Source organism: Streptomyces sp. NPDC004065, from assembly GCF_044903565.1.
Taxonomy (GTDB): Bacteria; Actinomycetota; Actinomycetes; order Streptomycetales; family Streptomycetaceae; genus Streptomyces.
Genome location: NZ_JBJDQT010000002.1, coordinates 432,354 through 458,039, shown reverse-complemented (window position 1 = coordinate 458,039; position 25,686 = coordinate 432,354). Strand labels below are relative to the sequence as shown.

The 25,686-nt window shown below is 74.6% G+C and carries 20 protein-coding genes; 12 read left to right on the top strand and 8 right to left on the bottom strand.

Features of this window, described 5'->3' with window-relative positions:
• The first annotated feature begins 53 nt into the window (after positions 1 to 53).
• Positions 54 to 1,091, top strand: a complete 1,038-nt coding sequence (locus tag ACI2LW_RS05960) for a LacI family DNA-binding transcriptional regulator (RefSeq protein ID WP_404729899.1) — start codon at positions 54 to 56, stop codon at positions 1,089 to 1,091.
• A gap of 177 nt (positions 1,092 to 1,268) precedes the next feature.
• Here the strand turns inward: ACI2LW_RS05960 and ACI2LW_RS05955 are convergent, their stop codons facing one another.
• Complete coding sequence (locus tag ACI2LW_RS05955) at positions 1,269 to 2,060, bottom strand: VOC family protein (protein WP_404729898.1); 792 nt, start codon at positions 2,058 to 2,060, stop codon at positions 1,269 to 1,271.
• A 313-nt stretch (positions 2,061 to 2,373) separates the two neighbouring features.
• Between ACI2LW_RS05955 and ACI2LW_RS05950 the strand changes: the two genes are divergently transcribed.
• Positions 2,374 to 2,619: a WhiB family transcriptional regulator gene (locus ACI2LW_RS05950; protein ID WP_404729897.1), complete on the top strand. Its 246-nt coding sequence runs from the start codon at positions 2,374 to 2,376 to the stop codon at positions 2,617 to 2,619.
• A gap of 55 nt (positions 2,620 to 2,674) precedes the next feature.
• Here ACI2LW_RS05950 and ACI2LW_RS05945 read toward each other — a convergent pair whose 3' ends face one another.
• The 3 genes from ACI2LW_RS05945 to ACI2LW_RS05935 form a co-directional block, all read right to left on the bottom strand.
• Complete coding sequence (locus tag ACI2LW_RS05945; protein ID WP_404729896.1) at positions 2,675 to 3,649, bottom strand: acyl-ACP desaturase; 975 nt, start codon at positions 3,647 to 3,649, stop codon at positions 2,675 to 2,677.
• A gap of 227 nt (positions 3,650 to 3,876) precedes the next feature.
• Positions 3,877 to 4,653, bottom strand: a complete 777-nt coding sequence (ddaH, locus tag ACI2LW_RS05940) for a dimethylargininase (RefSeq protein ID WP_404729895.1) — start codon at positions 4,651 to 4,653, stop codon at positions 3,877 to 3,879.
• A gap of 594 nt (positions 4,654 to 5,247) precedes the next feature.
• Positions 5,248 to 6,876, bottom strand: coding sequence for an ABC-F family ATP-binding cassette domain-containing protein (locus ACI2LW_RS05935; RefSeq protein ID WP_404729894.1), 1,629 nt, complete (start codon positions 6,874 to 6,876; stop codon positions 5,248 to 5,250).
• A gap of 357 nt (positions 6,877 to 7,233) precedes the next feature.
• Between ACI2LW_RS05935 and ACI2LW_RS05930 the strand changes: the two genes are divergently transcribed.
• Positions 7,234 to 7,941, top strand: coding sequence for a GPP34 family phosphoprotein (locus ACI2LW_RS05930; RefSeq protein WP_404729893.1), 708 nt, complete (start codon positions 7,234 to 7,236; stop codon positions 7,939 to 7,941).
• 93 nt (positions 7,942 to 8,034) lie between these two features.
• Here the strand turns inward: ACI2LW_RS05930 and ACI2LW_RS05925 are convergent, their stop codons facing one another.
• Positions 8,035 to 8,451 carry an SsgA family sporulation/cell division regulator gene (locus ACI2LW_RS05925; RefSeq protein WP_404729892.1) on the bottom strand — a complete coding sequence of 139 codons (417 nt, stop codon included), beginning with the start codon at positions 8,449 to 8,451 and terminating at the stop codon, positions 8,035 to 8,037.
• A gap of 397 nt (positions 8,452 to 8,848) precedes the next feature.
• Here ACI2LW_RS05925 and ACI2LW_RS05920 point away from each other — a divergent pair, with 397 nt between their 5' ends.
• The 4 genes from ACI2LW_RS05920 (at position 8,849) to mmpA (ending at position 11,468) form a co-directional block, all read left to right on the top strand.
• Positions 8,849 to 9,970: a WD40/YVTN/BNR-like repeat-containing protein gene (locus tag ACI2LW_RS05920; protein WP_404729891.1), complete on the top strand. Its 1,122-nt coding sequence runs from the start codon at positions 8,849 to 8,851 to the stop codon at positions 9,968 to 9,970.
• Between the two features lie 70 nt (positions 9,971 to 10,040).
• Positions 10,041 to 10,367: a plasmid stabilization protein gene (locus ACI2LW_RS05915; RefSeq protein WP_404729890.1), complete on the top strand. Its 327-nt coding sequence runs from the start codon at positions 10,041 to 10,043 to the stop codon at positions 10,365 to 10,367.
• 194 nt (positions 10,368 to 10,561) lie between these two features.
• Complete coding sequence (locus ACI2LW_RS05910) at positions 10,562 to 11,260, top strand: endonuclease V (RefSeq protein ID WP_404729889.1); 699 nt, start codon at positions 10,562 to 10,564, stop codon at positions 11,258 to 11,260.
• A 61-nt stretch (positions 11,261 to 11,321) separates the two neighbouring features.
• Positions 11,322 to 11,468: a morphogenic membrane protein MmpA gene (mmpA, locus tag ACI2LW_RS05905; RefSeq protein WP_404729888.1), complete on the top strand. Its 147-nt coding sequence runs from the start codon at positions 11,322 to 11,324 to the stop codon at positions 11,466 to 11,468.
• Positions 11,469 to 12,810: 1,342 nt separating this feature from the next.
• Here the strand turns inward: mmpA and ACI2LW_RS05900 are convergent.
• The gene (locus tag ACI2LW_RS05900; RefSeq protein WP_404729887.1) at positions 12,811 to 13,989 is read right to left on the bottom strand and encodes a saccharopine dehydrogenase family protein; all 1,179 of its coding nucleotides are present in this window, start codon (positions 13,987 to 13,989) and stop codon (positions 12,811 to 12,813) included.
• A gap of 242 nt (positions 13,990 to 14,231) precedes the next feature.
• Here ACI2LW_RS05900 and ACI2LW_RS05895 point away from each other — a divergent pair, with 242 nt between their 5' ends.
• The 3 genes from ACI2LW_RS05895 (at position 14,232) to ACI2LW_RS05885 (ending at position 18,917) form a co-directional block, all read left to right on the top strand.
• Positions 14,232 to 15,383, top strand: coding sequence for a CaiB/BaiF CoA transferase family protein (locus ACI2LW_RS05895; protein ID WP_404729886.1), 1,152 nt, complete (start codon positions 14,232 to 14,234; stop codon positions 15,381 to 15,383).
• A 94-nt stretch (positions 15,384 to 15,477) separates the two neighbouring features.
• Positions 15,478 to 16,692, top strand: a complete 1,215-nt coding sequence (locus ACI2LW_RS05890; RefSeq protein ID WP_404729885.1) for an acetyl-CoA C-acetyltransferase — start codon at positions 15,478 to 15,480, stop codon at positions 16,690 to 16,692.
• A 47-nt stretch (positions 16,693 to 16,739) separates the two neighbouring features.
• Positions 16,740 to 18,917, top strand: a complete 2,178-nt coding sequence (locus ACI2LW_RS05885; RefSeq protein WP_404729884.1) for a 3-hydroxyacyl-CoA dehydrogenase NAD-binding domain-containing protein — start codon at positions 16,740 to 16,742, stop codon at positions 18,915 to 18,917.
• 129 nt (positions 18,918 to 19,046) lie between these two features.
• Here the strand turns inward: ACI2LW_RS05885 and ACI2LW_RS05880 are convergent, their stop codons facing one another.
• Positions 19,047 to 19,805, bottom strand: a complete 759-nt coding sequence (locus ACI2LW_RS05880; RefSeq protein ID WP_404729883.1) for a MerR family transcriptional regulator — start codon at positions 19,803 to 19,805, stop codon at positions 19,047 to 19,049.
• A 219-nt stretch (positions 19,806 to 20,024) separates the two neighbouring features.
• On the opposite strand from ACI2LW_RS05880, the gene ACI2LW_RS05875 reads away from it, so the two are divergent.
• Entirely contained in the window at positions 20,025 to 21,491 is a 1,467-nt protein-coding gene (locus tag ACI2LW_RS05875) for an amino acid permease (protein WP_404729882.1), read from the top strand.
• A gap of 258 nt (positions 21,492 to 21,749) precedes the next feature.
• Here the strand turns inward: ACI2LW_RS05875 and ACI2LW_RS05870 are convergent, their stop codons facing one another.
• Positions 21,750 to 23,249: a M1 family metallopeptidase gene (locus ACI2LW_RS05870; protein ID WP_404729881.1), complete on the bottom strand. Its 1,500-nt coding sequence runs from the start codon at positions 23,247 to 23,249 to the stop codon at positions 21,750 to 21,752.
• Positions 23,250 to 23,459: 210 nt separating this feature from the next.
• On the opposite strand from ACI2LW_RS05870, the gene ACI2LW_RS05865 reads away from it, so the two are divergent.
• Entirely contained in the window at positions 23,460 to 25,493 is a 2,034-nt protein-coding gene (locus ACI2LW_RS05865) for a Xaa-Pro dipeptidyl-peptidase (protein WP_404729880.1), read from the top strand.
• The last annotated feature ends 193 nt before the right edge of the window (positions 25,494 to 25,686 follow it).

The window sequence follows — 25,686 nt, the reverse complement described above, 5'->3', positions numbered from 1 at the left end:
CCGTAACCGGCCGGGTCTATCCTGATCCGCAATCGCCGGTGAGGAGTGCCGAAGTGACCGAGACAGCGTCGCGTCCCACGCTGGAGGCCGTGGCCGCGCGGGCGGGGGTGTCGCGGGCCACCGTGTCCCGGGTGGTGAACGGCTCGGAGGGGGTCAGGGAGCCGCTGGCCGAGCGGGTCCGGCAGGCCGTGGAGGAACTGGGCTACGTGCCCAACCAGGCGGCCCGCAGCCTGGTGACCAAGCGCCACGACGCCGTCGCCGTCGTCATCGCCGAGCCGGAGACCCGGGTCTTCGCCGACCCCTTCTTCGCCCTGCAACTGCGCGGCATCAGCAAGGAGCTGACGGCGCATGACGCGCAGTTGGTGCTGCTGCTGACGGAGGGCCGCGACGACCACGCCCGGGTCGGGCGCTATCTCGCCGGCGGCCATGTCGACGGCGCGCTCGTCTTCTCCCTCCACCTCGACGACCCGCTGCCCGGACTGATCCAGAAGGCCGGCGTGCCGACCGTGTTCGGCGGCCGGCCCGGCTGGAGCGAGGCCGCGCGCGGCATCGTGTACGTCGACAGCGACAACCGGGGCGGGGCCAGGGAGGCCGTACGGCACCTGGTCGGCCTCGGCCGCACCCGCATCGGGCACATCACCGGCGCCCTGGACCAGACCTCGGCGGTGGACCGGCTCGACGGCTTCCGGGACGTCATGGTCGACGCCGATCCCCGGCTGATCGTGGAGAGCGACTTCACCCCCGCCGGGGGCGAGCGCGCCATGCGCGAACTCCTCGACCGCTGCCCGGACCTGGACGCCGTGTTCGCCGCCAACGACCTCACCGCCTCCGGGGCGCTGCGGGTGCTGCGCGAGCGTGGGCTGCGGGTGCCCGAGGACGTCGCCGTGGTGGGCTTCGACGACATGCTGCCCGTGGCCGAGCAGACCGAGCCGCCCCTGACGACGGTCCGTCAGGACATAGAGGAGATGGGCCGCCTCATGGCACGCCTGCTGCTGCGCGGCCTGGACCGCCACCCCGCCGCCGACGGCACCGGCGCCGCCCCGCACAGCGTCGTCCTCCCGACCACGCTGATCCGGCGCGCCTCCGCCTGACCGCCCCGTCGCCGGACGGTTCCCCTCCGCCCGACCGGGCCGCCCGCCGGGTCCTGGGGCCGGACCCGGCCGCCCGGTCCTGTCTCCGGACCCGGCCGCCCGGCCCTGTCACCTGATCCGGGGCGGCGGCGGCGAAGCCGGGGAGCCCCGGACGCACAGACTCCCGCGGTCAGGGGGTCAGGACGGCCGGGGCGCGCTCTTGATCACCGCGAAGCGGGCGCCGTACGGGTCGGCGAGCCGGGCGATACGGCCGACACCGGGGATGTCCGTCGCCGGCACCCGGACCGTGCCGCCGAGCTCCTGGGCCCTGGCGACCGTGGCGTCGGCGTCCGTGACCTCGAAGTACGGCAGCCAGCAGGCGCCGGTCCGGGCCTCGGTCGGGTCCTCGCCGAGCGGCACGATGCCGCCGAACATCGAGTCGTCGCCGCCCCCGGCCGGATACACACAGGTGTAGGTGCCCCCGGGGAAGGGCACGCCCGCCGTCTCCAGGCCCAGCACCTTGTGGTAGAACGCGGCGGCGGCGGCGACGTCCGGCGTGTACAGCTCGACCCAGCACAGCGAGCCCACGTCGCCGGCCACGTCCACGCCCTTGGTCCGCCCCGGCTGCCAGATGCCGAACGTCACCCCGGCGGGGTCGGCCAGCACCGCCATGTGGCCCTGGCCCATCACGTCCATGGGCCGCATCAGCACATTGCCGTGCGCCTCTTCGGCCGCCTTGGCGGTCGCCTCCGCGTCGGCGCTCTGGAAGTACACGGTCCACGAGGGCGGCCCCTGCTGTGCGGAGGTCTGCATCCCCCCGGCGACCGTCCTGCCGTCGAGCTGGAAGAAGCCGTATCCGCCGGCCTCGGGGCCCGCGGACCGGAACTCCCAGCCGAACAGGCCGCCGTAGAACGAGCGGGCCCCGTCGATGTCGGTGGTGCCGACGTCGATCCAGTTCGGGGCGCCGTTGACGAAGCGGGTGGTGAGCATCCTTGCCCTCCTTGGAAGCGGCCCGGTTGTCTGCACTGCCGAGTCTGGCACCGCCCACTGACAGCCGCCGCCGGAACACGGCCGGGCGGCGCCGCACAGCGGCCCGGCGCTCGCGCGCGCCGCCGTGCACATGCCCGGACACCGCGCCATCATCGGACACCGTGCCGGGCAAGAGAGCACGGGCGGAGGACAGGCGCCGCTCCCGGCCGTCCGCGGGCGCCGTACGCCGCCTCCGGCGCGGTGCCGCGCTCACGGCGTACCGCGTTGATGCCGCGTTGATCGAACGTTTTTCGCCGCCCGGCACGATCGCGCCATGCACTTCGAGACGACGGCGCCGGACGAGACCGGCTGGCAGACCCAGGCCCTGTGCGCGCAGACCGGGGCCGACTTCTTCTTCCCCGAGCCGGGCAGCTCGGTGCGGGAGGCCAAGCGCATCTGCGCCATGTGCGAGATGCGCCCGGCCTGCCTGGAGTACGCGCTGGCCAACGACGAGCGCTTCGGCGTCTGGGGCGGACTGTCCGAGAAGGAGCGGCTCGCCCTGCGGCGGGTGACACGCTGACGCCCGCCCGGAAAGTCCCGGGGCGGGCGCAGGCGGCCGGTCGCCGTTAGGTCGCTCAGGCCCCCGCGCGGGCCGCCAGCCGCGCCTTGCGCGCGGCCAGCTTCTCGTCGAACTTCGCGGCCTGCTCGTCCAGGCCGCCCATGAACAGGCCGAGCTCCTCCTGGGCCTTGAGGCCCTCGGGGCCGAGCCCGTCGATCTCCATGACCTTCAGGAAGCGCAGCACCGGCTGGAGCACGTCGTCGTGGTGGATGCGCAGGTTGTAGATCTCGCCGAGGGCCATCCGGGCCGCCGCGCGCTCGAAGCCGGGGATGCCGTGCCCGGGCATGCGGAAGTTCACCACCACGTCCCGTACCGCCATCATGGTCAGGTCGGGCGCCATCTCGAACGCCGCCTTGAGCAGGTTGCGGTAGAACACCATGTGCAGGTTCTCGTCGGTCGCGATGCGCGCCAGCATGCGGTCGCAGACCGGATCGCCGGACTGGTGACCGGTGTTGCGGTGCGAGATGCGGGTGGCGAGTTCCTGGAAGGCGACGTAGGCGACCGAGTGCAGCATCGAGTGACCGTTGTCGGACTCGAAGCCCTCGCTCATGTGCGCCATCCGGAACCGCTCCAGCTCGTCCGGGTCCACGGCCCGCGAGGTGAGCAGGTAGTCGCGCATCACGATGCCGTGCCGCCCCTCCTCGGCGGTCCAGCGGTGCACCCAGGTGCCCCAGGCGCCGTCACGGCCGAACAGCGTGGCGATCTCGTGGTGGTAGCTGGGGAGGTTGTCCTCCGTCAGCAGGTTGACGACAAGGGCGGTGCGGCCGATGTCCGTGACCTTGGACTGCTCCCGGTCCCAGGCCTCGCCGTCCGCGAACAGGCCGGGGAAGTTGCGGCCGTCGCTCCAGGGCACGTACTCGTGCGGCATCCAGTCCTTGGCGACGTCGAGATGCCGGTTGAGTTCCTTCTCGACCACCTCCTCGAGGGCGTACAGCAGCCGGGTGTCGGTCCAGGCTGACGGGCTGCCGAGGTGAGGAGAGGTGAGGGTCACGGAAACTCCAGGGGGACGTGCGGAACTGACGGGGGCGCGTGGGGGCCGGCGAGCGGTGCCGGGAACCTACGGAATCGTAGGCTACGAAGGCGTAGGTTACGAGGCCGTAGGTTAAGTGCGCCGTAAAGGCCGCTGATCAGGGCGGGCGCGCAGGGGAGTGAACGCACGTGTGCGAAGGCCCCGGGACCCGCAGGTCCCGGGGCCGCGCGGGCCTTCAGGAGGGCCCGTCAGGAGTACAGCTCCCGCATCCGCACCGAGAGGCACGTCACACATCCCTCGAGCTTCTCGAACTCGCCGATGTCCACCACGACCGGCTCGAAGCCCAGGTCGGCGAAGAGCTCCGCGGTCTTCGGCGCGCTCGCCGCCATCAGCAGCCTGCCGCCGCCGAGCAGCACCACGTGCCCGCCGGACTCCTCGGGCACCGGCAGGAAGCGCGGGTACAGCGAGGGTGTGTCCACCTTCGGGATGTGCCCGATCACGGTGCCGTCGGGCAGCGCCGTCACCGCCGACTTCAGATGCAGCACCTTGCTCACGGGAACGGCGACGATCCGCGCGCCGAGCGGCTCGAACGCGGCCCGCAGCTGCTGCACCCCGGCCGCGTTGGTGCGCCCGCCCCGCCCGACGTAGATCGTGTCGCCGACCTTCAGCACGTCCCCGCCGTCCAGCGTGCCCGGCTCCCAGACCCAGTTCACCGAGCAGCCCAGGCGCGCCACGGCCTCCTCGACCCCGGCCGTCTCCTCGCGCCGCGACTCGGCGCCGGGCCGGGTGATCAGGGCGACGTTGCGGTACATGACGACGGTGTCCTCCACGAACACCGAGTCGGGGCAGTCGTCGGCCGGTTCCACCTCGACCGTCTCCCAGCCGTGCGTGCGCAGTGCCTCGACGTACGCCTCCCACTGCCGCTGCGCGAGCTCCACGTCGACCGGCTCCCGCTCGATGTGCGTCACCAGCCCTTCGGCGAGGCGGGGGCTGGGGCGGCGGACGAGGGCCTTCTGGCTGGGCACGAGTGACCTTCCGGATCGGCGGGGTGGTTCGGCGGCGCGGGTACGGACGCGCCGATTCGCCATGATGCGTCAATCGTGGGTACGGACAAAACCCTCGTTGCCGGGCTGTGCCCCTCCTGAGACGCGAGCGGCCCCGGCCCGCCGGAGCGTCCGCCGGCCCCCCGGCCCGCCGGCCCCCCGGTCCGCCGGCCCACCGGCCACGGGCGCCGCACACCCGGCGCGGGCGCGGCGTGACGCGGGTGCGCGTACCGGTGGGAGGCGGATCGGCGCGCCGGTGGGCGGTGGGTGCTGGGCCGCGTGCCGACGGGAGGCGGCCGTATGCCGGCGGGCGGTGGGCCGCGCGCGGGTGGGGGCGGCCGTATGCCGGTGCGAGGCGGGTCGCGCTCCGGTGCGCCGCAGGTCCGCGCGGCCGCGCGCGACGAAGGGCGGGCGGCGCCGCACGGCGCCCCCGGCGCCGCCGAGCCGAGCCGGGCGGCGGTGCCGAGCCGGGCGGCGGTGCCGAGCCGAGCCGCGCGGTGCCGAGCCGAGGCGTGCGGCGGCGCGCCGGTCCGTCCCGGTTCCGGGGCGGCGCCGCCGGGACGGACCGGGCGGTGGCTACGCCGGATCCGCGATCGCCTCCCACGTGGTCTCCCTGATCACCCCCTCCTCCACCAGCAGCCACCGGGTGATGCCGGCCGACTGAAGGAACGGCAGGTCGTGGCTGGCCACGAGGAGCGCTCCCTCGTAGGACTCCAGTGCGCCCGTCAGCCGGCGCACGCTCGCCATGTCCAGGTTGTTCGTCGGCTCGTCGAGCATGAGCAGCTGCGGCGCCGGCTCGGCGAGCAGCAGCGCGGCCAGCGCCGCCCGGAAGCGCTCGCCGCCGGACAGCGTCGCCGCCTTCCGGTCCGCCCGCGCCCCCCGGAACAGGAAGCGGGCCAGGCGGGCCCGGATGTGGTTGTTGGTCGCGTCCGGCGCCTGGCGGGCCACGTTCTCCACGACGCTCAGGTCGCCGTCGAGGACGTCCAGCCGCTGCGGCAGGAACCGCACCGGGACGTGCGCACTCACCTCGCCCGACACCGGCGCCAGCTCCCCGGCGACGGTCCGCAGCAGCGTCGTCTTGCCCGAGCCGTTGCGTCCGACCAGCGCGACACGCTCGGGCCCCTGGAGCCGCAGTTCCCCGTCCACGCGCGCGCCGTACCTCAGGCGGACGTCCCGCAGTGTGAGGACGGTCCGCCCCGGCGGCACGGCCGTGTGCGGCAGGTCGACGCGGATCTCCTCGTCGTCCCGCACCGCCTCCACGGCCTCGTCCAGCCGCTCCCGGGCCTCGGCGAGCCGCTCCTCGTGCAGGATGCGGTGCTTGCCCGCCGACTCCTGCGCCGCGCGCCTGCGCGCACCCATGACGATCTTCGGCTCGCGTTTGCTGTCCCACATCTTCTGGCCGTACCGCTTGCGGCGGGCCAGTTTGACCTGGGCGTCGGTGAGCTCGCGCCGCTGTCTGCGCACGTCCGCCTCGGCGACGCGCACCATGCGCTCGGCGGCCTCCTGCTCCTCGGCCAGCGCCTTCTCGTAGGCCGAGAAGTTGCCGCCGTACCAGGTGAGTTCCCCGGCGTGCAGGTCGGCGGTGCGGTCCACCAGCTCCAGCAGTTCGCGGTCGTGGCTGACCACGACCATCACGCCGGGCCAGGACTCCACCGCCGCGTACAGCCGCCGCCGCGCGTACAGGTCGAGGTTGTTGGTCGGCTCGTCCAGCAGCAGGACGTCCGGCCGGCGCAGCAGCAGCGCGGCCAGCCGGAGCAGCACCGACTCGCCGCCGGACACCTCGCCGACGGTGCGGTCGAGGCCGATGCGGCCGAGCCCGACCTCGCCGAGGGCGGCCAGGGCGCGCTCCTCGACGTCCCAGCCGTCGCCGACCGTCTCGAAGTGCTCCTCGCGGACCTCGCCCGCCTCGATGGCGTGCAGCGCGGCCCGCTGCGCGGCGATGCCGAGCGCCTGGTCGACGCGCATCCCGGTGTCGAGCGTGACGTTCTGCGGGAGGTGGCCGCTCTCGCCGGTGACGCGGACGGTGCCGTGCGACGGCGTGAGCTCCCCCGCGATCAGCTTGAGGAGGGTGGACTTGCCCGAGCCGTTGGCGCCGACGAGCCCGGTGCGGCCGGGGCCGAAGGCGGCGTCCAGGCCGGTGAGGACGGGGGTGCCGTCCGGCCAGGTGAAGGAGAGGGAGGTGCAGATGATGGATGTTGCGGACATGGCGGCCTCGCGGTTGCGTGGTGCGGTCAGGGGCAGACGCGTGTCGGGACACCGCGGGGCGACGCTCCACCTTTGGGGGTCCGCCGTGAGAAGGCCACCGTGCCACCGTGTAGGCGGCGGGGCACGGGGCATCAGAAGAGCCCTGGGCCGGACTTCCTTCGGACGGCTCGGACGCCGAGGCCGGACGCGGCGCACACACCCGTGGCGGGGTGTGCGGCGGTGTCTCGGAACCTCAGACGAGCAACGTCCTTCTCCCATCGACGGCAACAGGACCGCTGAGAACCGTAGGAGCGGGCCGGGCGGCTGTCAAAAGATTTGTTCGCGCGGGCTTCGCGGCCCGCGCCAGAAGGAGGCACCGTGACAAGCGGCTCGCTCCCGCCGCCGGGCCGGCTCCCCCTGCCGGGCCCGCTCTCCCTGCCCGCCCGGCTGTACCTGCTGGCCTGGGACACCGGGCGGCGGCGCGTCACCGGCACCGCGCATCTGCACCACCTGGTGCGGGCCGGCGCCCTCACCGAACTCGCCCAGCGCGGACTGCTGGTGGACGACGACGGGATCACCACACCCGTGGACCTGGACGGCCGCACCGGCGACACGGTCCTCGACGGACTGCTCGAACTGGTCCGGGAGTCTCGGCCGCGCCGCTGGCGCACCTGGGTCACCCTGCGCGCCCGGTACACCCTCGTGGCCGTACGGGAGCAACTGGCCGCCGAGGGATACCTGCGGGCGGAGAAGCGGCGGGTCTTCGGCGTCTTCCCGTCCGTGGAGTACGCCCTGGAGCGCGTCGCCGTCGTCGACGCGCTGCGCGAGGAGGCGCGTGAGGTGCTGGAGGGGGCGCGGCCGGCCGCGGAGGTCGGCGAACGGGACGCGGCCGTGGTGGCCCTCGCGGCCGCCGCCGAACTGCGCACCGTGGTGCCGGGCCGGGACCGCAGACGTCACCGGCAGCGCATCGAGGAGCTCACCGAGCGCAGCGGAGCGGCGGCACCCGCCCTGCGCAGGGTCGTCCGGGAGGTCCGCACGGCCGTCGTCGTGGCCGCCGCGGCGGCCACCGCGCCGGCGGGTGGCTGAGACGGGCGGCTGAGACGGGTGGCTGAGACGGGCGCGGCGCGGCGTTCCCGGGGCCGTCGACCCGGGAACGCGGCACGGCGGCACGGCGGCAGGTCAGCAGGCGTCCCGCATCAGTTCGGCCAGGTCGTGGTCGAGGTCGAGTTGCAGGTGCTCCCGCCCGACGGGGACCAGTTCGCCCGTGGCCCGCAGGAACCGCCGTACCTCGCCGCTGCGGACGTGCACCACCGCGGTGCCCTCGGGCGCGTGGAACTCCAGCACGGTGCGGTCGTAGCCATAGGGCCGCACGCGGACGTCGCCGTGGCCCTCGGGTCCCTGCAGACCGGCGGTGAGCAGGTCGCGGCTGAAGGTCCAGCAGACCTCCACGCCCTCGAGGGTGGCCGGGGCGGGGAAGGTCATGCGGACGGCGAACGGGTCGCGGGGGTCGTAGTGCAGTGTGGCCGGAATGTTGGGCATCCGCGGCGCGGCGGCGACCAGGCGCGCCTCCACGGGCTGCTCGATGACGGTGGACAAGGCCTTGCTCCCTTGGTGACGGCTGGGCGGGGGTCCGGGCGGATGAGGCCGGGCACTGGAAGAGACGCCGGAATCGGCCACTCCGTGCACATGGACAACGAGTGACCTCTGTCACCGCGTTCATTCACAGAAGTGACGCCCTTCTCCTGCCCGTACCCTCTGCGGCCTTGCGCGCAGGGCGTGTTGGGGCCGGGGACGGCTGTCTGGACGGCACCGGGGGAGTGCACTAGCTTCGCCCGCCATGAGGCGCTTGGGGAGCACGCGACGGACGGGAACGGCACAACGGGCGGGCCGAATGAGCCACTTGAGCCGGGCGGACCGGGCGGACCGGGCGGACCGGGCGGACCGGGAGGGCCGGACGAGCCGGGCGGGCCGGACCGGTCGGTGGGCGGGCCGGGTGAGCCGGACGACCGCGGTGGCGGTGAGCGGTGCGGTGCTGGCGGCGCTGGCCGCCGTGCCCGCCCGGGCCGGCGAGGTGACGCGGCCCGGCGGAACGGAACAGGCGCCCACGGCGCGGCAGCAGGCACCCGTGGCGCGGCAGTGGGCGCCGCACTGGCGGTCCGTCGGCACCGGTGCGGCCGGTGTACGTCTGCGCGGACTGTCCGCGGTCGGACGCGCCACCGCCTGGGTGGCCGGCACCGCCGGCACGGTGCTGCGCACCACCGACGGCGGGCGCAACTGGCGCGACGTCTCGCCGCCGGGAGCCGGTGACCTCCAGTTCCGGGACGTCGAGGCGTTCGACGCGCGCCGGGCGGTCGTGCTCGCCATCGGCGAGGGCGAGGCCTCGCGCGTCTACCGCACCGACGACGGCGGAGCGACCTGGACGGAGACCTTCCGCAACACCGACGCCCGCGCCTTCTACGACTGCCTCGCCTTCTTCGACCACCGGCACGGCCTGGCGGTGAGCGATCCGGTGGACGGCCGGTTCCGCCTGCTGTCCACCGGCGACGGCGGGCGTTCCTGGAAGGTGCTGCCGGACCGGGGCATGCCGGTGGCGCAGGACGGCGAGGCCGGCTTCGCCGCGAGCGGCCAGTGCCTGGTCACCGCCGGTCCGCGGGACGTCTGGCTCGCCACCGGCGGGGCGGCACGCGCGCGGGTGCTGCACTCCGCCGACCGCGGCCTGACCTGGACCGCCGCCGGCACCCCGGTGCCCGCGGGCGATCCGGCCAAGGGGGTCTTCGCGCTCGCCTTCCGCGACCGCGCCCACGGCCTCGCGGTCGGCGGCGACTACCGGCCCGACCAGGCGTCGCCGCGGGCGTCCGCGACGACGCGGGACGGCGGACGCACCTGGCGGCCCTCCGCCGCGCCCCCGCCCGCCTACCGCTCGGGAGTCGCCTGGCTGGCGCACTCCCGGACCGCCGCCCTCGCCGTCGGCCCCACCGGGACCGACCTCACCACCGACGGGGGCCGCACCTGGCGGACCGTCGACAGCGGGTCCTACGACACCGTCGACTGCGCCCGGGACGGCGGCTGCTGGGCAGCGGGGGAGCAGGGACGGGTCGCCCGACTGGAGGAGTGAACGTCGCCTGATGAGGCGAACTGTTCCAGGATGCGGGTATCCGTTCCTTGACAGAGAGGAAGTGAACGGCATGCCACGCGGTTCCAGCCCCAAGCGGGAGCGCCAGTACGAGCACATCAAGGAGAGCGCCCAGGACCGGGGGGAGAGCGCCGGCCGCGCCAAGGAGATCGCCGCGCGCACGGTGAACAAGGAACGCGCCCGCTCGGGCGAGTCCAGGACGTCCAGCCGTACCTCGACGCAGGACATGTCCCCGGGCAAGCGGGGCGGACAGCGGTCGGGCAGCGGGTCCGGCGGACCCACCTACGACCAGCTGTACGAGGAGGCCAGGCGGCGCAACATCCACGGCCGCTCGGACATGAACAAGCAGCAGCTCCAGCAGGCCCTGGGCAAGGGCTGACCCGGGCGCCGGACGGGGCGGGCCCGCGTCCCCGGCCGGCCGCGGGCTCGTCCCGTCCGCGTGCCCGTCCCGTCCGCGCGCCCGTCCCGTCCGCGCGCCCGTCCCGCCCGTATGCCCCGGGGCCTGCTCCTCCGACGGCTCCGGCCCCCCGGTGCGCCGCCCGGCGACGCCGGGACCGTACGCTCGTGCCCACCATGACGACCTCAGGCATCCCCGCGGGCCGGCCCGCGACCGAGGAACAGGCCCGCGCCGTGCAGGACGCGCTGCGGAGGAGGGTGGTACTGGACGAGCCGGGACCCCTGCCCGGCACGGGGCACGTCACCGGGGTCGACGTCGCCTACGACGACGAGCGGGACGTCGTGGCGGCCGCCGCCGTCGTCCTGGACGCGGCCACGCTGGACGTGGTCGCCGAGGCCACCGCCGTCGGGCGGATCTCCTTCCCGTACGTGCCCGGACTGCTGGCCTTCCGCGAGATCCCCACCGTGCTCGCCGCGCTGGAGGCCCTGCCCTGCCCGCCCGGCCTGGTCGTCTGCGACGGCTACGGCCTGGCCCACCCCCGGCGGTTCGGCCTGGCGAGCCACCTGGGAGTGCTCACCGGGCTGCCCACGATCGGCGTCGCCAAGAACCCGTTCACCTTCACGTACGACGACCCCGCCGCCCCGCGCGGCAGCGCCGCGCCGCTGCTCGCGGGCACCGAGGAGGTCGGCCGCGCCCTGCGCACCCGTGACGGCGTCAAGCCGGTCTTCGTCTCCGTGGGCCACCGCACCAGCCTGGACAACGCCTGCGCCCACACCCTCGCGCTCACCCCCGCCCACCGCCTCCCCGAGACGACCCGCGCCGCCGACGCGCTGTGCCGCCGCGCGCTGCGCGAGGCGGTCCAACGGGGCGTCTGAGTACGGAGTCTGAGTACCTGTACGGATGTGGCGGGCGTGGCGCGTCGGCACGCTGTGCCGCATGACGACGCACCGCTCCCCGAAGCCCCTGGCCGACCCAGACCGCCCGGTCGAGCGCGCCCTGAACGCCGCCCTGATCCTCGCCGTGCTGGCCGGCGTCGGCTGGATAGCCGGAATGGTCTGCACGGTGGCCGGCTGGTCCCTGTAACCGCGCGCCCGGCCCCCGGCCCCAAGCCCGACCGGACCTCCGCCGACGCACGGCCCGCCCCCGGTCCGCGGTTCGTGGACGGCTCGTCCGCGGACCGCTCACCGGCAGACGGATCCCCTGCGGACGGGTGACCCACGGCCCGCCCGCCGACGAACCGACTTGTTGTGCACCGGCCGCCAACGGACCGGCCCGCCGCGATCCGGCCGTCCGAGGACCGGCCGTTGACGGACCGACTTGTCGTGGCCCGGCCGCCGACGACCCGACTTGTTGCGGACCGGCCGCCGGGGACCGGCCCGCTGCGGGCCGGCCGTCCGAGGACCGGCCGTTGACGGACCGACTTGTCGTGGCCCGGCCGCCGACGACCCGACTTGTTGCGGACCGGCCGCCGGGGACCGGCCCGCTGCGGGCCGGCCCTCCGAGGACCGGCCGTTGACGACGGGCTGCCCCTGGCCGCCGCCCGACGGACGGCCGTCCTGTGGACGGGGCCGTCGTCCACGGAGGCCTCCTGCGGACCGGCTGTCCATGGCCCATTGCCCATGGCTCGCCCGCCGACGGACGGCCTTGCTGTGGGGCGGCCGTCCAAGGACCGGCCGTCCAAGGACGGGTCGTCCAGGGGCAGCCCGCCTGCGGACGCTCCTGCTGCGGACGGGGCGTCCCGGACAGCCCCGCCAACGGAAGGCTTGGCCACGGACGGGTCGTCACGGACAACCCACCTGCGGACGGTCATGCCGCGGACGGGTCGTCCACGGTCCGCTTGCCGACGGGCCGGCCCCCTGCGGACCGGCCTGTTGCGGACCGGCCCCCTGCGGACCGGCCTGTTGCGGACCGGCCCCCTGCGGACCGGCCTGTTGCGGACCAGCCCCCTGCGGACCGGCCTGTTGCGGACCAGCCCCCTGCGGACCGGCCTGTTGCGGACCGGCCCCCTCGCGGACCGCCCTGTTGCGGGCCGTCGGGCCGTCGTCCGCGGAGCGCCCACCTCCGGACGGCCCGTCGGCCGGCGTCGCGCCCGCCCTGGTCCGCTACCGGACGGCCCGTCGGCCGGCGTCGCGCCCGCCCTGGTCCGCTACCGGGCCCCGTCCGCTACCGGACGGCCCGTCGGCCGGCGTCGCGCCCGCCCTGGTCCGCTACCGGGCCCCGTCCGCTACCGGACGGCCCGCCGGCCGGCGTCGCGCCCGCCCTGGTCCGCTACCGGACCCCGTCCGCTACCGGACGGCCCGCCGGCCGACGCCGCGCCCGCCCTGGTCCGCGCTACCGGACCCCGTCCGCTACCGGACGGCCCGTCGGCCGGCGTCGCGCCCGCACCCCCCGTCCGCCACCGGACGGACGTCCCACCCCCCGTCCGCTACCGGATCGCCGCCGTGCGGAAGGTGATCCCCGCCGCGCGCAGGCGGTCGACGAGGGCGTCGCCCATCGCCACGGCCGTGGTCACCTGGCCGGCCGTGGCGGGCAGGTCGTCGAGGGCCAGGCACAGGGCCGCCTCGGCGAACATCTTCGCCGTCTCGTCGTAGCCCGGGTCGCCGCCCGCGACCTCGGTGAACACCCGCCGGCCGCCGCCCTCGCCGACGAACCGCACGGAGAACCAGCTCCGGGCGCGCTTGTCGGCGCTCGGCCCCTCGCCGGGCTCCAGCCGGCCGGACAGCCAGCGCCGCGCCGGCGGCAGCTGGGCCGCGGCCGCCAGCGCGCCGACGGCCGCCACGCCGCCCACCGCGACCGGCAGGTGCCGGACGGCCGCGTAGTGGCGGTAGCGGAAGTCGGGGCCGTAGCGCTCCAGCGCCCGCGCCGACCGCAGCACGATCTGCGCGTCGATGGTCGGCAGCGGCAGCGCCCACGCGCCGACCTCCCCGGCGAACCGCGGCGCCGCCACCGGCGCGGACACCCGCCGGCCCATCAGCCGCGGCTCGTGCCGGGCCCGCTCCCGCGCGGCGGCCCGCATCCGCAGCGGACGCGCGAACTGGTTGAGCGCCGAGGCGAACGTCCCGCCCGAGAAGGCCGCGTCCACCCGTACGAAACCGTCCACGGCCAGCGGCACCCCCTCCGGCAGCTGCTGGACCGTGAAGTAGGCGCCCAGGTCGTGCGGCACCGAGTCGAACCCGCAGGCGTGCAGCAGCCGTGCCCCGGTCTCCCGCGCCCGTGCCTCGTGCCGGACGTACACCAGGTCGACGAACTCGGGCTCACCGGTGAGGTCCAGATAGTCGGTGCCGCTGTCCGCGCAGGCGGCGACGAGGTCCTCCCCGTACGTCACGTAGGGGCCCACGGTGGTGGCCAGCACGCGCGTGGCCCCTGCCAGTTCCCGCAGTGAGGCCGGGTCGCCGGCGTCCGCCCGGAGCACCCCCACCGACTCGCCCCCGGGCAGCCGCTCGCGCAGCGCCGCCAGCCGGCGCTCGCTGCGCCCGGCGATCGCCCAGCGCAGCCCCTCGGGGGCGTGCGCCGCCAGATACTCCGCGGTGAGCGTCCCCACGAAGCCGGTGGCTCCGAAGAGCACGACGTCGTACGGTCGACCGTTCTTGTTCAGCCTGCTCATGACACCCTCCGCATCGCAGCCCGCGCCGCCGTCGGTGGCCGAGGCTAGCGTGAGGGCTCCGGGGTCCGACCGCGCGGGGTGCCGCCGGCTCCGGCGCCGGATCACGGCGCCGTACCACGGCGGCGGAGCCGGCGCCGGACCACGCCTTGGCCAAGCGCTTGCTCGTTTCGGGCTTGTGCCGGGTGGAACACGTTCTTAGCATCGTCGGTGTCACATCGGTTGTGTCACAGCGAGGGGGCCGGATGGCGACGGCACAGGCCATGGAACGCCACGGACGCCACGGCCCGCTCGGCGGCGTGCGCGTGGTGGAGCTGGCCGGCATCGGCCCCGGCCCGTTCGCCGCGATGCTCCTCGCCGACCTGGGCGCCGACGTCGTGCGGGTGGACCGCCCCGGCGGCGCCGAGCTGGGCATCGACCCGGCCCGGGACGTCACCAACCGCAACAAGCGCTCCGTCGTCGTCGACCTGAAGGCCCCCGGCGGCCCCGGCCGCGTGCTGGACCTCGCCGAACGCGCCGACATCCTCATCGAGGGCTACCGCCCCGGCGTCGCCGAGCGGCTCGGCGTCGGCCCGGACGCCTGCCACGCCCGCAACCCCCGCCTCGTCTACGGCCGGATGACCGGCTGGGGCCAGGACGGTCCGCTCGCCCCGCGCGCGGGACACGACATCGCCTACCTCGCCGTCACCGGCGCCCTCGGCATGACCGGCGCGCCCGACGGGCCCCCGGCCTTCCCCGCCAACCTGCTCGGCGACTACGCGGGCGGCGCGCTCTACCTCGTCACCGGCGTCCTCGCCGCCCTCCACCACGCGCGCGCCACCGGCACCGGCCAGGTCGTGGACGCCGCCATCGTCGACGGCGCCGCCCACCTGACCGCGATGATCCACGGCATGCTCGCCGCCGGAGGCTGGCAGGACCGCCGCGGGACCAACCTCCTGGACGGCGGCTGCCCGTACTACGGCGTCTACGAGACGGCCGACGGGCAGTACATGGCGGTGGGCGCCCTGGAACCGCGGTTCTACGACGAGTTCCTCACCCTGCTGGGGCTCGAGGAGTACGCCGCCGCCCGGACGGACGTCACTCGTTGGAGTGAGCTGCGGGAGGCGGTCGCCGCCCGCTTCAAGGCCCGCACCCGACAGGAGTGGACGGCCGTCTTCGAGGACTCCGACGCCTGTGTGGCCCCCGTGCTGTCGCTGCGCGAGGCCCCCGCCCACCCGCACCTGGCCGCCCGCGGCACCTTCACCGAGCACGCCGGCCTCACCCAGCCCGCGCCCGCGCCCCGCTTCTCCGCCACCCCCACCGCCGTCCGCACCGGCCCCGCCCGGCCCGGCGCCGACACCGCGGCCGTCGCCCGCGACTGGGACCTGCCCGCACTGCTGGACGGCGGAGCCCGGTGAACGGCCCGCCGCGCACCCGCCCCCGAAGCGCTCCCAGGACCATCCCGGCCGTCCCGGCCATCCCGGGACACCACCCTCAGTGAAAGGCTTGTCAGTGAGCACCGAAGCGTACGTCTACGACGCGATCCGCACCCCGCGCGGGCGCGGCAAGGCCACCGGCGCCCTGCACGGCACGAAGCCCATCGACCTGGTCGTCGGACTCATCCACGAGATCCGCGACCGCTTCCCCGGCCTGGACCCGGCCGCGGTCGACGACATCGTGCTCGGCGTCGTCGGCCCCGTCGGCGACCAGGGCTCCGACATCGCCCGGATCGCCGCCATCGCGGCCGGCCTGCCGGACACGGTCGCCGGAGTCCAGGAGAACCGCTTCTGCGCCTCCGGTCTGGAGGCCGTCAACCTGGCCGCCGCCAAGGTGCGCTCGGGCTGGGAGGACCTGATCCTGGCGGGCGGCGTGGAGTCGATGTCCCGGGTGCCGATGGCCTCCGACGGCGGCGCCTGGTTCAACGACCCGATGACCAACCTCGCCGTCAACTTCGTGCCCCAGGGCATCGGCGCCGACCTGATCGCCACCATCGAGGGCTTCACCCGGCGGGACGTCGACGAGTACGCGGCGCTGTCCCAGGAGCGCGCGGCGGCGGCCTGGAAGGAGGGCCGCTTCGACCGCTCCGTCGTCCCGGTCAGGGACCGCAACGGCCTGGTCGTCCTCGACCGCGACGAGCACCTGCGCCCGGGCACCACCGCCGACTCCCTGGCGGGCCTGAAGCCGTCCTTCGCGGACATCGGCGAGCTCGGCGGCTTCGACGCCGTCGCCCTGCAGAAGTACCACTGGGTGGAGCGCATCGACCACGTCCACCATGCCGGCAACTCCTCCGGCATCGTCGACGGCGCCTCCCTCGTCGCCATCGGCTCCCGGGAGGTCGGCGAGCGCTACGGCCTCACCCCCCGGGCCCGGATCGTGTCCGCCGCCGTGTCCGGCTCCGAGCCGACCATCATGCTCACCGGTCCCGCCCCCGCCACCCGCAAGGCGCTGGCCAAGGCCGGCCTGACCATCGACGACATCGACCTCGTCGAGATCAACGAGGCCTTCGCGGCGGTCGTGCTGCGCTTCGTGAAGGACATGGGCCTGTCCCTGGACAAGGTCAACGTCAACGGCGGTGCCATCGCGCTCGGCCACCCGCTCGGCGCCACCGGAGCCATGATCCTCGGCACCCTCGTCGACGAACTGGAGCGCCAGGACAAGCGCTACGGCCTCGCCACGCTGTGCGTCGGCGGCGGCATGGGCATCGCCACCGTCGTCGAGCGCGTCTGAACCCCAGCGGCGCCCTCACCTTCCGGACCTCAAGGAAAAGACCTGACATGACCGAGAGCACCACGATCCGCTGGGAACAGGACGACACCGGCGTCGTCACCCTCGTCCTGGACGATCCCGCCCAGTCGGCGAACACCATGAACCAGGCGTTCCGCGACTCCCTCGCCGCCGTCACCGACCGGCTGGAGGCGGAGAAGGACTCGATCCGCGGCGTCATCCTCACCTCCGCCAAGAAGACCTTCTTCGCCGGCGGCGACCTGCGCGACCTGATCCGGGTCACCCCCGACACCGCCCAGGAGCTGTTCGACGGCGGCCTCGCCATCAAGCGGAACCTGCGCCGCATCGAGACCCTGGGCAAGCCGGTCGTCGCCGCCATCAACGGCGCGGCCCTGGGCGGCGGCTACGAACTCGCGCTGGCCTGCCACCACCGGATCGCCCTCGACACCCCCGGCACGAAGATCGGCTGCCCCGAGGTGACCCTCGGGCTGCTCCCCGGCGGCGGCGGAGTGGTGCGCACCGTACGGCTGCTGGGCATCGCCGACGCCCTGCTGAAGGTGCTGCTCCAGGGACAGCAGTACGACGCGCGCCGCGCCCTGGACAACGGCCTGGTCGACGAGGTGGCCGCGACCCGCGACGAACTGCTCGCCCGGGCCCGCGCCTTCATCGACGCCAACCCCGAGTCCCGGCAGCCCTGGGACCGGCCCGGCCACCGCATCCCCGGCGGCACCCCCGCCAGCCCCAAGTTCGCCGCCAACCTGCCCGCCTTCCCGGCCACGCTGCGCAAGCAGACGGCCGGCGCCCCCTACCCGGCGCCGCGCAACATCCTGGCCGCCGCGGTGGAGGGCGCCCAGGTCGACTTCGAGACCGCGCAGGTCATCGAGGCCCGCTACTTCGTGGAGCTGGCCGCCGGACAGACCTCGAAGAACATGATCCAGGCGTTCTTCTTCGACCTCCAGGCCGTCAACTCCGGCGCCGGCCGCCCCAAGGGCGTCGAGCCGCGCCAGGTCCGCAAGGTGGCCGTCCTCGGCGCCGGCATGATGGGCGCGGGCATCGCCTACTCGTGCGCCCGCGCGGGCCTGGAGGTCGTCCTCAAGGACGTCTCCCTCGAGGCCGCCGTCAAGGGCAAGGGCTACTCCGAGAAGCTGTGCGCCAAGGCCGTCGCCAAGGGCCGCACCACCCAGGAGAAGGCGGACGCGCTGCTGGCCCGCATCACCCCCACCGCCGAGGCGGCCGACCTGGCCGGCTGCGAGGCGGTGATCGAGGCCGTCTTCGAGGACACCGCGCTCAAGCACAAGGTGTTCCAGGAGATCCAGCACGTGGTCGCCCCCGACGCGCTGCTGTGCACCAACACCTCCACCCTGCCGGTCACCGTGCTCGCCGAGGGAGTGGACCGCCAGGCCGACTTCATCGGGCTGCACTTCTTCTCGCCCGTCGACAAGATGCCGCTGGTGGAGATCGTCAAGGGCGACCGCACCGGCGAGGAGGCCCTCGCCCGCGCCTTCGACCTGGTCCGGCAGATCAGGAAGACGCCCATCGTGGTCAACGACTCGCGCGGCTTCTTCACCTCCCGGGTCATCGGCCACTTCATCAACGAGGGCGTGGCGATGGTCGGCGAGGGCATCGAGCCCGCCTCCGTGGAGCAGGCCGCGGCCCAGGCCGGCTACCCGGCCAAGGTGCTCTCCCTGATGGACGAGCTGACGCTCACCCTGCCGCGCCGGATCCGGGCCGAGTCCCGGCGGGCCGTGGAGGAGGCCGGCGGCACCTGGACGGCGCACCCCGCGGAGGCCGTCATCGACCGCATGGTCGACGAGTTCGGCCGCACCGGCCGCAGCGGCGGCGCCGGCTTCTACGAGTACGGGGAGGGCGGCGAGCGGCTGCGGCTGTGGCCGGGCCTGCGCGAGCACTTCACCCGGCCGGGGCACGAGATCCCGTTCCGGGACATGCAGGAGCGGATGCTGTTCGCGGAGGCGCTCGACACCGTGCGCCTCCTGGAGGAAGGCGTGCTGACCTCCGTCGCCGACGCCAACATCGGCTCCATCCTCGGCATCGGCTTCCCCGGCTGGACCGGCGGCGTGCTCCAGTACATCAACGGCTACGAAGGCGGCCTGCCCGGCTTCGTGGCCCGCGCCCGGGAGCTCGCCGGCCGCTACGGCGACCGCTTCGAGCCGCCCGCCCTGCTGGTGGAGAAGGCGGAGAAGGGCGAGACCTTCACCGACGCGCGCTGACGCCCGCGGGCGCGGACCGCCCCCGACCCGAGCCCGCGGGGCCGGTCCGCGCGTCTCCCGGGCCGATCCCGCGGGGCCGGTCCGCGCGTTTCCCCGCCTGAACCCGCCGGCGCGGTCCGCGCCCCCGGCTCAGGCCGGGTGCGCCTTCCCGTCGCCCCGGGAGTCCTCCTCCCGGGGCGCGGGGGCGTGCGGCGCGGCGCCGACCCACTCCCGCAGCTCCTCCTTCAGCGACCGCTGGAAGGTGGTGAGCAGCGCCTGCACCACCAGCGGGTGCATGTGCGCCGACAGCGACCTCACGTCCCGCGTGTCCCGCTCGGCGACCGCCGCGCGCAGCAGCCCCGAGAGCTCGTGCGCGGCGGCCCGGGCGTGCTCCATCAGCGCCGTACGGGCCGCGAGCACCGTCTCCTGGGACAGCGGCACGTCGAGCAGCTCCACCCCGAGCCGGAACAGCCCGGAGTCCACGCGGAAGGACTCCCCGTCGCGCGTGAGCACGTCCATCGCCGCCAGCCGCTCCAGGTCCTCGTCGCTGAGCGGCCGCCCCGCCCGCCGGGCGAGCTCCCGCCGCGTGACCGTCTCCACGCCGTGCGGCGCCCAGGAGGCGACGACCGCGCGCTGCACGGCCAGGTCGTGCGGGCTGAGGTCCGGTGGCAGCAGGCTCAGATGCCGTTCGATCGCGGCGAGCGTCATGCCCTGGTGCTGCATCTCCTCGATCAGGGCCAGGCGCGCCAGGTGGTCGTGGCCGTAGCGGCCCACCCGGCGCGGACCGATCACGGGCGGTGGCAGCAGGCCCCGGCTGCTGTAGAAGCGGACCGTGCGCACGGTGACCCCGGCCCGTGCCGCCAGCTCGTCGATCGTGAGCGCCGGCTCCCCGGTCTCGGTCGTCGTCATGCGCAGCAGTATCGCTGTCCCACCAATGGTGTGAAAGCCGGTGGCCGATCCGCGCGGATCATGTGAGAAGTCCCGCTGTGTGACATGGCCCATCGCATGGAAGCGAGCTCCGGGGGAAGCTGCTGGACCGGTCTGTACCGCGTCATGGGTGGTGCGGGCCGGGACTTGTACGGACACCCGGGCACACCCCGCCCGGGGCACCAGAGAGTGGAACCACCCGTGAGCAAGCAATCCGTGCGCACGGCACAGGTCGCCGACCACCCCCAGGCGACCGGGACGCCCGCCGACGCGGGCGACGCCGGCTACAGCAAGGACCTCAAGCACCGCCACGTGAACATGATCGCGATCGGCGGGGCGATCGGCACCGGCCTCTTCCTCGGCGCCGGCGGCCGTCTGCACACCGCCGGACCGGCGCTGGCGCTGGCCTACCTCGTCTGCGGCGTCTTCGCGTTCTTCGTGGTGCGGGCGCTGGGCGAGCTGGTGCTGTACCGGCCGTCGTCCGGCTCCTTCGTGTCGTACGCGCGCGAGTTCCTCGGTGAGAAGGGCGCCTACGTCGCCGGCTGGATGTACTTCCTGAACTGGTCGACCACGGGCATCGCCGACATCACCGCGATCGCGCTCTACACGCACTACTGGAGCCTGTTCACCCCCGTCCCGCAGTGGGTGCTCGCGCTGGCCGCCCTCACCGTCGTCCTCGCCGTGAACCTGATCTCGGTGCGGATCTTCGGCGAGATGGAGTTCTGGTTCGCCATCGTCAAGGTCGCCACCCTGGTCGCCTTCATGCTGATCGGCGTCTTCCTGCTGGCCACCCGGCACGACGTCGACGGCCGCACCCCCGGCCTCGGCGTGATCACCGGCCACGGCGGCCTGCTGCCGCACGGCGCGATGCCGGTCGTCCTGGTGATGCAGGGCGTGATCTTTGCCTACGCCGCGCTGGAGCTGGTCGGCGTCGCCGCCGGCGAGACCGCCGAGCCGGAGAAGGTCGTCCCGCGCGCGGTGAACTCGATCATGTGGCGGGTGGCCCTGTTCTACGTCGGCTCGGTCGTCCTGCTCGCCCTGCTGCTGCCCGGCTCGCTCTACTCGGCCGGCGAGAGCCCCTTCGTCACCGTGCTGTCGAAGATCGGCGTGCCCGCGGCCGGCGACGTGATGAACCTCGTGGTCCTGACCGCCGCCATGTCGTCGCTGAACTCGGGCCTGTACTCCACCGGCCGCATCCTGCGCTCCATGGCGGTGGCCGGCTCCGCACCGCGGTTCACCGGCGTGATGAGCCGCAGCCAGGTCCCCTACGGCGGCATCCTGCTGACCTGCGCGGTCTGCGTCCTCGGCGTCGGCCTGAACTACCTGGTGCCCAGCCAGGCCTTCGAGATCGTCCTGAACGTCGCCTCCCTCGGCATCGTCAGCACGTGGGTGATCATCATGGTCTGCCACCTGGTCTTCGTCCGCCGCGCCAGGGCCGGCCGGGTGACCCGCCCGCACTTCCGCCTCCCCGGCAGCCCGGTCACCGAGGTCGCCACGATCGCCTTCCTGCTGGCCTGCCTCGGCCTGATGTGGAACGATCCCGAGGTCGGCCGCCGGACCCTGCTGCTCATCCCGCTGATCGCCCTCGCCCTGGTGGCCGGCTGGTTCGGCGTCCGCCGCAGGGTCGCACGGGCGGCGGACCGGGAACTGACCGAGCTCACCCGGTAGCGGCGCGGGCGGCGCGGGACGCGGCCGCGAGGGGCGCCCCGGCGCTCCCGGACGCCCCGCGACCGCCGAGGCGGACCTGACCGCCGGGGCGGCACGTGACCGCCGAGGCGGCCGTGCGCGGCGGCCCGGCACTCCCGGACGCCGCGCGACCGCGGGGCGAGGGGCGACCGCCGGAGCGGCGTGCGATCGGCGGCGCGGCGGTGCCACCGGCCGGGCGGCCCGGGGCCGTGCGTGTGCCCCGGGCCGCCCGGCCGCCGTTCACCGCCGGTGCACGCCGTTCGTGGCCTCGATCTTCTTCCACGACCTCGGCCGGTCGGCGCCCGCCGCGCCCGCCGCGCCCGCGACGGCCGCCGCCCGCGCGGCCGGAGCGGCCGGCTTGGACGGCTGGAACAGCCAGGTGTCGAACAGGGCGCCCAACGGCTTGCCGGAGACCTTCTCGGCGTACCTGCGGAAGTCGGTCACGGAGGCGTTGCCGTAGGCGTGCCGCTGCGGCCAGCCCTTGAGGACGGCGAAGAAGGCCTTGTCGCCCACGGCGTTGCGCAGGGCCTGGAGGGCGAGCGCGCCCCGGTCGTAGACCGCCGTGTCGAACTGGTGGTCAGGGCCGGGGTCGCCGGGCCGGACGGTCCAGAAGGGGTCGTCGGCCGGGTGGGAGGCGTACACGTAGTCGGCCAGCTCCTGGGCGGTGCCCTCGCCCTCGTGCTCGGACCACAGCCACTGCGCGTAGCGCGCGAAGCCCTCGTTGATCCAGATGTCCTTCCAGCCCTTGAGGGACACGCTGTCGCCGTACCACTGGTGGGCCAGCTCGTGCACCACGACCGAGGTGTTGGAGCCGTTGGCGAACTGCTTCGGGCTGTAGTAGACGCGGGTCTGCGTCTCCAGCGCGTACCCGGTGGTGGTGTTGGGCACGTAGCCGCCGGCCGAGCTGAACGGATACGGCCCGAACCGGCCGCTCAGCCAGTCCACGATCTCCCCGGTGCGCTCCACGCTCGCCCGTGCCGCCCCGTCGTTGTCGCCGAGAGCGGTGCTGTAGGCGTTCAGGACGGGGACGCCGCCCTCCGAGGTGCCCCTGGTGATGTCGAACTTGCCGAGCGCGAGCGTGGCCAGATAGGTCGCCTGGGGCTTGTTCTCCCGCCAGTTGTAGCGGGTCCAGCCCAGCTTCGAGACGGCCGACTGCAGGGTGCCGTTGGAGATGGCCTGGGTGCCGTCCGGGACGGCGACCGAGACGTCGTAGGTCGCCTTGTCGCTCGGATGGTCGTTGCTGGGGAACCACCACCAGGCCGCCTCCGGCTCGTCCGCCGCGACCGCGCCGTCCGGCGTGCGGTGCCAGGTGGTGAAGCCGTACGCGCTCTTGGCGGACGGCACCCCGCGGTAGCGGACCACCACCGTGACCGGTGTGCCCTTGGCCAGCGGGGCCCTCGGGGTGACCACCAGCTCGTGCTGCCCCGAGGAGGCGAAGGCCGCCCTGGCGCCGTTGACCCGCACCTCGCTCACGTCCAGCAGGAAGTCCAGGTCGAAGAAGGCCAGGTCCTGCGTGGTGCGCGCGGAGATCGTGGCCGTGCCCTCGAGCTCGTCGGTCGCGGGCCGGTAGGTCAGCCGCAGGTCGTAGTGGGAGACGTCGTAGCCGCCGTTGCCGTAGTCGGGGTAGTAGGGGTCGCCGATGCCCGGCGCGCCGGGGGAGTGGCTCGCGGCCGATGCCGGGATCGCCAGCAGGAGGGAGGCCGCCGCCAGTGCGCCCGGCGCGAGGATTCTGCGGTGCACGTCAGCTCCAAGTCGTAGGAACACGTGGTCCGTTCGCACACTATTGAGTCGCCGGAGCCTCGCACGTGTCCATCGCCGCCCCTGTCACACGATCGCCATTCGGCCGACACGAGCGCGGTGGGCACACCGGTGCTTTCCGGCCACCCCGGCCCCGGCGGTCCGTCAGAGTCCCTCTTCTGCACGGCAGTCGGCCCCGGTACCGTCCCGCGCATGCCGACATCCACGCGCACGACGACCCGGAGAGCGCTGACCGTGGCGGCCACCGCCGTCCTCGCGGCCGCCCTCCTGACCCCGGCCGAGGCCCATGGCACCCCGGCCGCGGCCCACGGCACCCCGGCCGCGGCCCACGGCACCGCAGGCGACGGCCGGACCCCGCGGGAGAGCCGCCCCGTCTACTCCTACGCCGGCGCCGTCCGCGAGGCCGTCTGGGTGGACACCGGCCTCGACGGCGACGGCGACGGCCGCACCGACCGGGTGGCCGCCGACATCGTCCGGCCCCGCGAACCCGCCCGGCAGGGCCGGAAGATCCCCGTGATCATGGACGCCAGCCCCTACTACTCCTGCTGCGGACGCGGCAACGAGAGCCAGACGAAGACCTACGACGCGCACGGCCACGTCGTGCGGATGCCGCTGTTCTACGACAATTACTTCGTCCCGCGCGGATACGCCGTCGTCGGCGTCGACCTGGCCGGCACCAGCCGCTCCGACGGCTGCGTCGACGTCGGCGGCCCCTCCGACATCCGGTCCGCGAAAGCCGTGATCGACTGGCTGAACGGGCGCGCCCGCGCCTACACCACCCGCACCGGCTCCACCACCGTCGAGGCGACCTGGACCAACGGCAGGACCGGGATGATCGGCAAGAGCTGGGACGGCACCATCGCCAACGGCGTGGCCGCCACCGGAGTGAAGGGCCTGCGGACCGTCGTGCCGATCAGCGCCATCTCCTCCTGGTACGACTACTACTTCGCCAAGGGCGCCCCGCTGTACGACTCCGGGCCCGACTGGCTCGCCGGCTATGTGGAGAGCCCCGAGGCGCGGGCGCGGTGCGCCGCCGTCCTGCGGCGCCTCGCCGAGGGGGCCCCGCGCACCGGCGACTGGACCGGGCTGTGGACCGCCCGCGACTACGTCAAGGACGCGGGTAGGGTGCGCGCCAGCGTCTTCCTGGTGCACGGCATGCAGGACCTCAACGTCCGCACCAAGCACCTCGGCCAGTGGTGGGACGCCCTGGCCCGGCACGGGGTGAAGCGCAAGATCTGGCTCTCCCAGACCGGACACGTCGACCCCTTCGACTTCCGCCGGGCCGCCTGGGTCGACACCCTGCACCGCTGGTTCGACCACGAACTCCTCGGCTACGACAACGGCGTGGACCGCGAGCCCATGGCCGACGTCGAACGCCACCCCGACAGGTGGGTCACCTCCCCGGTGTGGCCGCCGCGCGGCACCGGGACCGCCACCCTGCGGCCGGCCCCGGGCGCCCGGGCGGGCGTCGGCACCCTCGCCCTGCGCAGGGCCCACGGGACCGAGACCTTCACCGACGACCCGAGGCTGAGCGAGACCGACTGGGCCGCCCGGGCCGGCACACCGACCCCGGAGAAGGCCGCCTTCCTCACCGGGCCGCTCACCCGCGGCCTGCGGCTGGCCGGCTCCTCGCGGGTCCGGGTCACCGCCACCCCGACCGCCTCGACGGCGCATCTGTCCGCCGTCCTGGTCGACCTCGGCCCCGACACCGTCCGCGACTACGCCGACGCCGGCGAGGGCATCACCACGCTCACCGACCGCACCTGCTGGGGCGCGAGCACCGCGGGCGACAGCGCGTGCTTCGCGCGGACCGAGGCCAGGACCGCCGCCGTGCGGTACACGATCGTCAGCCGCGGCTGGGCGGACCTCGGCAACCACGCCTCCGACCGCAAGGGCGTCCCGCTCACCCCCGGCAGGGCGTACACCATCACCCTGGACCTGGCGGCGACCGACCACCTCGTCCCCGCGGGACACCGGCTCGCGCTGATCGTGGCCGGAACCGACAAGGACCTCATCGACCCTCCGCCGAGCTCGGCGGGCGGCGGGGACGGCGCCCCGGCCCTGACGCTGGACCTGTCGCGCACCTCGGCGCGGGTGCCCGTGCTGGGCGGTGCGGCGGCGTTCGCCCGCGCCACGGCCGGAGCGCCACCCGCCACGACGCGGCCGGCCGCGCCCGCACAGGGCCTGGGGGCACCGCACGGCGAGCACCGGGTGCCCGCCAACTGACGCACCTCGCAGGGGGGTTGCCCGACGGCGGACGCATCCGCGCACCGGCGGACGCGTCGGCGTACGCGCCCCGCGCGGTGGCCCGCGCTCCGCCGGCCCGGACGAGTCGGGCGGCGGGGCGCGAACCGCTCCGGCGGGGGCCCTACACTCGGCAACCGTTGCCCTACAGGGCGAAGTTCCCCGAGGAAAGGCC

Coding starts and splice junctions, on each gene's coding strand:
- ACI2LW_RS05895 (WP_404729886.1), top strand. CDS start 14,232: ATGGCGACGGCACAGGCCATGGAACGCCACGGACGCCACGGCCCGCTC.
- ACI2LW_RS05880 (WP_404729883.1), bottom strand. CDS start 19,805: ATGACGACGACCGAGACCGGGGAGCCGGCGCTCACGATCGACGAGCTG.
- ACI2LW_RS05915 (WP_404729890.1), top strand. CDS start 10,041: ATGCCACGCGGTTCCAGCCCCAAGCGGGAGCGCCAGTACGAGCACATC.
- ACI2LW_RS05885 (WP_404729884.1), top strand. CDS start 16,740: ATGACCGAGAGCACCACGATCCGCTGGGAACAGGACGACACCGGCGTC.
- ACI2LW_RS05935 (WP_404729894.1), bottom strand. CDS start 6,876: ATGTCCGCAACATCCATCATCTGCACCTCCCTCTCCTTCACCTGGCCG.
- ACI2LW_RS05950 (WP_404729897.1), top strand. CDS start 2,374: ATGCACTTCGAGACGACGGCGCCGGACGAGACCGGCTGGCAGACCCAG.
- ACI2LW_RS05865 (WP_404729880.1), top strand. CDS start 23,460: ATGCCGACATCCACGCGCACGACGACCCGGAGAGCGCTGACCGTGGCG.
- ACI2LW_RS05955 (WP_404729898.1), bottom strand. CDS start 2,060: ATGCTCACCACCCGCTTCGTCAACGGCGCCCCGAACTGGATCGACGTC.
- ACI2LW_RS05910 (WP_404729889.1), top strand. CDS start 10,562: ATGACGACCTCAGGCATCCCCGCGGGCCGGCCCGCGACCGAGGAACAG.
- ACI2LW_RS05900 (WP_404729887.1), bottom strand. CDS start 13,989: ATGAGCAGGCTGAACAAGAACGGTCGACCGTACGACGTCGTGCTCTTC.
- mmpA (WP_404729888.1), top strand. CDS start 11,322: ATGACGACGCACCGCTCCCCGAAGCCCCTGGCCGACCCAGACCGCCCG.